Below are 6,700 nucleotides of genomic sequence, written 5' to 3'. Positions count from 1 at the left end.
GCTTTAGCTGTTTGTGCGGATTGTGCAATTGCTAAAGAATCTTGTTTTAAGCCTTCTTCAATGTTTTGAATATTTACATTGATTTCTTTTGCCATTTTGCCAAATTCATCATTAGAATTCAAAGCAATAAGCGTTGTATTTGTAGAATTATTATTAATAAAACTAAAGAAGCCGCGTAAGTTTGTTTGCAAAATACGCACACTTGAAACAAGATTGCCATAAAATATCAAAAGAAGTGGAATCACAATCACAAAAAAACAAACAATTCCGATACTAAATGCTTTAAAAAGTGTAGCATTAATCTCATCAATAATTTCATTAGAAATCTCTTCTGTATAAGGTATAAGCGTATCCGCATAAACTCCAGTTGATAACCAAATGTTATTTGTATTTGGGATCATAACCGCATAAGCAATCTTTTGCGCTGTTCCTTGTGTGCCATCTGGCAAAGGCTTTGAAAAAGTGTAATACACAAACTTTCCCTTGCTATCTTGGTTTTTAGCACTTTCAAAAAGCTCACGCACATAATACACACCATCTAAATCTTTTGCTTCATACAAAGACTTTCCAAGCAAATCCTTTCGCACTGGATGCGCTACTGGACTATGCTCTTTATAAGCAAAATAATATCCACTCTTATCATCTTCAAAGCGAAATTTTTCAATTCCTGCTGCAATAATTTGAATCTGTGTTGCTTCATCAAGACCGCGCACAAACTCCCCTAAAGTACTTGCTAGAGAATCTGTAGAAAGCTTTAGTTTTTGCTCCACTTCTTTGCTAATACCATCGTGAATTGCAACGCGCGTATCAGAGATCATACTCTTTTCATAGTAAATGACAGTTCCAACCGCAATAGCAAGCCCTATCAACATACCAAAAATTAGAACTAAAATTTTCATTCTAAGTGATAAATTTTTATACATTACACCATTCCTTTTAAAAAGTAACTATTATGAAAAGAAAGTACTTCTTCATCATATAGCAAGAAAAATATCATAAAAATTTTATATTTTATTTGCTTAAAAAAATCTCTGTATTAAACTTTAAAATCATAAAACAAGCATTTAAGACTAATAGTTTCAAGAAAATTTATCCAAAATAACTTAAGCTACTTTTTCCAAAACGTTTTGTTTTAATCTGTGAAAATGCACCAATTTGTTCTGGGATTACAAGCGTAGAATGATGCTCTAGGACAACCAAACTAAAAACATTGGAATCTAAATTTTCTATCATCTTAAAGCATTTTATATAAATATCCTTCATATTCTCACGCACTTCAAAAGGTGGATCAATATAGGCAATAGTCGGCGATTTTAGAGTTTTTAAAGCCATAGAATATTCCTTAAAAGTATCTCCAAAAATCAGTTGATAAGGCGCACAATCCTTGCAAATATTTGCCAAATTTAATTCCAATACTTTAAAGGATTGCTTATTTTGCTCAAAAAACAGCGCAAACTTAGCTCCACGACTTAATGCTTCAATCCCAACACTTCCACTTCCAGCAAAAAACTCTACAAAATTCGTCCCAACAATCTCTGCACCTAGCGTATTAAAAAGCGATTCCTTTAAAATCGCCTTTGAAGAACGCGTAACTTCTAAAGGCGCCATTTGCAGATTTTTCCCCTTATAGATTCCACCAATTACTCTTAAAGTTGGAATCTTAGCCACGATTTTCTCCTAAATGCTCCAAAATTGCCGCTTCAATTTCTTTTGCATAACGCTTTAAAATCGCTTCAAGTTTTACATTTAAATCCTTTGATAATGCAGAATCTAAAGGCTCTATAATATTTGCACTTGTTTGATTTAATGCTCTAATTTCTTCAATTTCTCTTTCTAACTTTGGTGTAACTCTATTTTCTGTTTCTGTATCAACTCCACTCTTTAAGGCTGCAAAAAAGGATTCCAACTCTTGCAATAAAAGCTCTTTTGTAAATGGAATCTTTAAATGCGCTCCCTCCATATCTCCGATTAAAAATACAGGTTTTTGAGATTCCACAGGTTGCGTTGCCACCACAAAATCACACGCCTTATAGCTTGTTAAATACTCTTTTAAATACATTTCTAAACTTCTATCTAATAATAAGGAATCGCAAATTAAAGCAATTTTCATTTTAGTCCCCTAAGTCAATTTCTAGCTAATTTTACTAGCTTTTAGCCTAAGATTCCATATTTTAGAATCTTTTTGCTATAATCTAAAAATCTTTAACCAACGTAGGAGAAAATATGAAAGTTATGGTAATCCAAGGACCAAATCTAAATATGCTAGGAATTCGTGATCCACGCATTTATGGACCTGTAAAACTAGAAACAATCCACGAAAATATCCAAACTCAAGCACAACAAATGGGTGTAGAAGTTAGCTTTTTTCAAAGCAATTTTGAAGGAGAGATTGTAGATAAAATCCAAGAATGCTTTGGACAATTTGATGGAATCATTATTAACCCAGCAGCCTATTCTCACACTTCTGTGGCGATCCGTGATGCCATTGCAGCAGTCAATATTCCAACCATTGAAGTGCATATTAGCAATATTCACGCAAGAGAAAAATTCCGCCAAGAAAGTCTAACAGCAGCAGTTTGCGCTGGAGTTATTGCAGGTTTTGGACCACTAGGCTACCACTTAGCACTTAATGGACTCACACAAATTGTAGGGGAATTAAATGCAGTAAAAAATGCGCGCAAACAAGCAGCCGCTCAAGCACAAGCTCAAGTAGCACAAGAACAACAATAACAAATTTAGGAGAGCATTATGCAAAACTTTATAATAAAAGATGAAAATGCTCTCTATTTTGAAACAGGTTATAGTTGCGATAACGCCTTATTTATCGCCTTTGGGGATATAGGATATTTTCTCACAGATGGACGCTATGCAACAGAAGCAAAAGAACATTTAAAACACGATAAATATGCAATCTCTCTTATCATTACTAACGATCTTATCCGCTCTGCACGCACAATCTTAAGAAAACACGAAAAATCCACACTTATTTACAATCCTAAAGAGTTTTCTGTCTTTTTCTTTGAGCGTTTAACACATAATATCCAAATCCACTTCATTCCAAAACCAAACTTTCACCAAGAAAAAAGAATTATAAAAACTGCCGATGAAATCGCACTTTTAGAACATTCACAACAGCTAAATTTCAAAGCATTTAAAAAATTTGCAAAGTTTCTTAACAAAAAGGGCAAAAACTGCACAGAATCTTTTTTGCATTATAAAGCACAGGGCTTTTTAAGCCATAAGGGAATGTATGATTTAAGCTTTAATCCTATTGTTGGAATCAATGCAAATGCGGCAAAACCGCACGCGCTCCCAAATTTAGATAAACTGCAAAAAAAAGATGTCTTGCTTTTTGATGCAGGACTTAAATTTAAGCGTTATTGCTCTGACATGACACGCACAGGGTATTTTGGAAAAGATGGAATCTCTTTTTGCAAGGAGCAACGCTTTTTGGATTCCACATTACAAAAGATTTATGATATTGTTCTAAAAGCGCAAGAAACAGCAATTAAAGGCGCAAAGCCCGGAATGTTAGCTAGTGAAGTTGATGCACTAGCACGCAATGTGATTGAAAAGGCAGGTTTTGGAAAATATTTTATCCACTCCACAGGACACGGAATCGGACTTGACATTCACGAACTCCCAAATATCTCTCCACGCTCTAAAACACTTTTACAAGAAGGAATGGTGTTCTCTATTGAACCGGGCATTTATATCCCAAAACACTATGGTGTGCGCATTGAAGACTTAGTTGTGTTAGAATCTAAAGGCGCACGCATTATTGGAAAGACTTCTTAATGCTAACAAGATTAAAGCCCACCAAAACCTATGCAGCAAGAAAGCATTACTATGGCACAAAAACCTATACACAAACGCCATTGGGGAAAGATTTGATAGAATTTACTCCAACAACACAGAAAAAAAGTTGGAATCCAAAATTTAAAACCACACAAATTCCACGCTTCACACAAGTTCGCAAGCCGAATCCTTATCGGCTCTTTACAGCCTATCATCAACTCAAAAATTCTGTGATTTTGGGCGTTGGTGGGAATTGTGGAGAATCTTTGGTGCGTTTTTGGAAACTTTTAAAAAGACTTTCTTGCAAAAATGTTATAATTACTACTTCACCAATTCTAAAAAATCCTGCCTTTGGCTACACGCAACAACCAGATTTTTATAACATGGTTATTTGGCTAAAAACAAGGCTAGGGATTGCGGATTTTTGGAGTTTTTGCGCGTATTTGGAACGCAATTTTGGGAGAGAGCGCAAACGCCCTTTTAAAAATGCACCACGCACTTTAGATTTGGATATTATCGCTTTTAAGAATCAGAGCATTTTATTTGGGGATTTAGAGATTCCACACAAAGCGTGGAGCGAGCGTCAAAGCGTTTGTATCCCGCTAAAACATTGCAATTAAAGCTTGGAGAATATTATGAAGTTATTTACCTTTACTGCAGAAACAGGAGCGCAAGCTCTAGCAGAAGCCAAAAAAGAGCTTGGTGATGAATTTTCAATCATCGCACAAAAAAAGCTAAATGATGGCACTTATGAAGTTTCTGTGGCAATTAGCGAAAAAGATTTAAAACAAGCTAAAGCAAAGCAGCAAGATGAACCAAAACCTAAGACAAATAATATTGCTGAACGCTTAGAGTTAATTGCACAAAAAGAAATTGAAAGAAAACGCATCGCACAAAGTATGCCGCCACTCCCAGAAGATGTTTCTTTACAACTCTCTGATGCCGTGCGTCAAATCTCACAAATTGCAGGAGTAGAATCAAAGCTTCCAGCAAAATCTCCTTATGTAGAACAAAAGAAAACCCCACAAACAATCCAAACACAAACTCCACCCACTAAACAAATAGAATCCAAAAAAGAAGAAAAAAAGGATTCCAACTCTCAAAATAAAAAAGAATCTCAATCCGATGATTTGCGTGTTATTAAAGGTGAGATTGATCGCTTAAATGACAAATTAAAACTCATTCAAAATATGTTTTGGGAAGAACGCGGACCAAAACGCGATGGATTAATTATCCCACACGAATTTGCAGAGATTTATAGAATCACAAAAGCAAGCGGAATGGCAAAAGAACATTTAGAAAAAATTATGCAACTAACTTTAGAGCTAATGCCTATTAAAATGCGCGAAAACTCTGTGCTAATTAAACGCTATTTTAGGGAAGTTTTACGCAAAATGGTTGTTGCAAGATCAGAAAATCTAAGCAGCAACGCAAAAAACATTATGATGCTTGTTGGTCCAACAGGTGTCGGCAAAACAACTACTCTAGCAAAACTTGCAGCACGCTATTCAAGATTGCTTAATAAAAACTATAAAGTCGGCATCATCACGCTTGATACTTACAGAATTGGCGCGGTAGATCAACTGATGTTTTATGCAAAAAAGATGAAATTAAGCATTGATACAGTGGTGGATACAGAAGAATTTGTAAATGCGCTAGATTCTTTGAAATATTGTGATTATATTTTAATTGATACAGTAGGAAGTTCTCAACACGATAGGGCAAAGCTAGAATCACTAAAAAGCTTCATAAACGCAGATCCAAACACAAAAATTGATGTAAGCTTGGTGATGAGTGCCACAACAAAATATGAAGATTTAAAAGATATTTATCATACATTTTCAACGCTTGGGATTGATACGCTAGTTTTTACCAAGCTTGATGAAACACATAGTTATGGCAATGTGTTTTCACTAATTTATGAAACAAAAAAGCCTGTAAGTTACTTCTCTATAGGACAAGAAGTGCCAAATGATTTAAGTGTTGCAACAAGCGATTTTTTAATTGATTGTTTATTAGATGGATTAACTAAATGAAAAATCAAGCTGCAGAATTAGAGCTTCTTATTGATTCTAAAAAAGCAACTAGCACAAAATTTATCACAATCACAAGCGGAAAAGGAGGCGTTGGTAAATCTACCTTTAGCGCAAATCTTGCTTATAAACTTTGGCAACTTGGCTTTAAAGTTGGAATCTTTGATGCGGATATTGGTCTTGCAAACTTGGATATTATGTTTGGAGTGCGTTGTGAAAAGAATCTTTTACATGTGCTAAAAAATCAAGCAAGTTTAAGAGATATTATTCTTCCCATTGAACACGGATTATATCTAATCCCCGGAGATTCTGGGACAGATATTTTTCGTTATAAAAGTGAGTTTATGTTTGAAACCCTTATTGAAGATTCCGCACTTTTAGATAGTCTTGATTTTGTGATTATTGATACAGGGGCTGGGATTGGTGAATACACGCAAACATTTTTAAAAAATAGCGATGAAGCCATTGTCATTACAATCCCAGATCCTGCGGCAATTACTGACGCTTATGCTACAATTAAGCTTGCGGCAAATTTTAAAGAGCGTATTTTTATGCTAATAAATATGGCAAAAAATAATGACGAAGCGCAAATGATTTTTCAAAAAGTGCAGAAAATCGCTCAAAGCAATATCCATAATATCAAATTAGAATACATCGGCAAACTCACAAAAGCAACACTTATTAACCATTACAGCAAAAATCGTGGAATCTTTGTTAAAGAAGAACCGAACGCAACGCCCTCAATGGAGATAGAAGAAATCGCAAGAATTTTAGCAAAAAAAATGGAACGAAATGTGCTAGTGCAAGAAGATAAAAGATTTGGAAAATTCCTAAAAAAAATTTTGGGACATTTTTAGGAAGTGTAAGGA

The 6,700-nt window shown here is 34.8% G+C and carries 8 protein-coding genes; 5 read left to right on the top strand and 3 right to left on the bottom strand.

What is annotated here, in order from left to right; all coding sequences use genetic code 11:
- From Q0358_RS00880 to Q0358_RS00870, 3 genes are all read right to left on the bottom strand, one after another.
- Positions 1–923: cache domain-containing protein (locus Q0358_RS00880; protein ID WP_299546038.1), on the bottom strand; the 923-nt coding region annotated here is incomplete at its 3' end.
- Between the two features lie 166 nt (positions 924–1,089).
- A complete protein-coding gene (gene rsmD / locus Q0358_RS00875) occupies positions 1,090–1,668 on the bottom strand; it encodes a 16S rRNA (guanine(966)-N(2))-methyltransferase RsmD (protein WP_299546036.1) in 579 nt (192 codons plus the stop codon).
- The gene (locus Q0358_RS00870; protein ID WP_299546034.1) at positions 1,661–2,110 is read right to left on the bottom strand and encodes a hypothetical protein; all 450 of its coding nucleotides are present in this window, start codon (positions 2,108–2,110) and stop codon (positions 1,661–1,663) included. The genes rsmD and Q0358_RS00870 overlap by 8 nt, the downstream gene beginning before the upstream one ends.
- 113 nt (positions 2,111–2,223) lie before the next feature.
- On the opposite strand from Q0358_RS00870, the gene aroQ reads away from it, so the two are divergent.
- From aroQ to Q0358_RS00845, 5 genes are read left to right on the top strand one after another with little or no spacing between them, the layout of a single operon-like run.
- Positions 2,224–2,730 (top strand): type II 3-dehydroquinate dehydratase, encoded by a 507-nt coding sequence (gene aroQ, locus Q0358_RS00865; RefSeq protein WP_299546032.1) that lies wholly within the window; start codon positions 2,224–2,226, stop codon positions 2,728–2,730.
- Positions 2,731–2,748: 18 nt separating this feature from the next.
- Complete coding sequence (locus tag Q0358_RS00860) at positions 2,749–3,798, top strand: M24 family metallopeptidase (protein WP_299546030.1); 1,050 nt, start codon at positions 2,749–2,751, stop codon at positions 3,796–3,798.
- A complete protein-coding gene (gene folK / locus Q0358_RS00855; RefSeq protein WP_299546028.1) occupies positions 3,798–4,418 on the top strand; it encodes a 2-amino-4-hydroxy-6-hydroxymethyldihydropteridine diphosphokinase in 621 nt (206 codons plus the stop codon). The genes Q0358_RS00860 and folK overlap by 1 nt, the downstream gene beginning before the upstream one ends.
- Positions 4,419–4,433: 15 nt before the next feature.
- On the top strand, positions 4,434–5,834 hold the full coding sequence (flhF, locus tag Q0358_RS00850; RefSeq protein ID WP_299546026.1) for a flagellar biosynthesis protein FlhF: 1,401 nt from the start codon (positions 4,434–4,436) through the stop codon (positions 5,832–5,834).
- Complete coding sequence (locus tag Q0358_RS00845) at positions 5,831–6,688, top strand: P-loop NTPase (protein ID WP_299546024.1); 858 nt, start codon at positions 5,831–5,833, stop codon at positions 6,686–6,688. Before flhF ends, Q0358_RS00845 begins: the two co-directional genes overlap by 4 nt.
- The last annotated feature ends 12 nt before the right edge of the window (positions 6,689–6,700 follow it).

Origin of the sequence: uncultured Helicobacter sp., assembly GCF_937893305.1 — a bacterium.
Lineage (GTDB): Bacteria > Campylobacterota > Campylobacteria > Campylobacterales > Helicobacteraceae > Helicobacter_D.
Note: the sequence above shows the minus strand (reverse complement) of the source record. Positions and strands in the feature narration are given on the sequence as shown.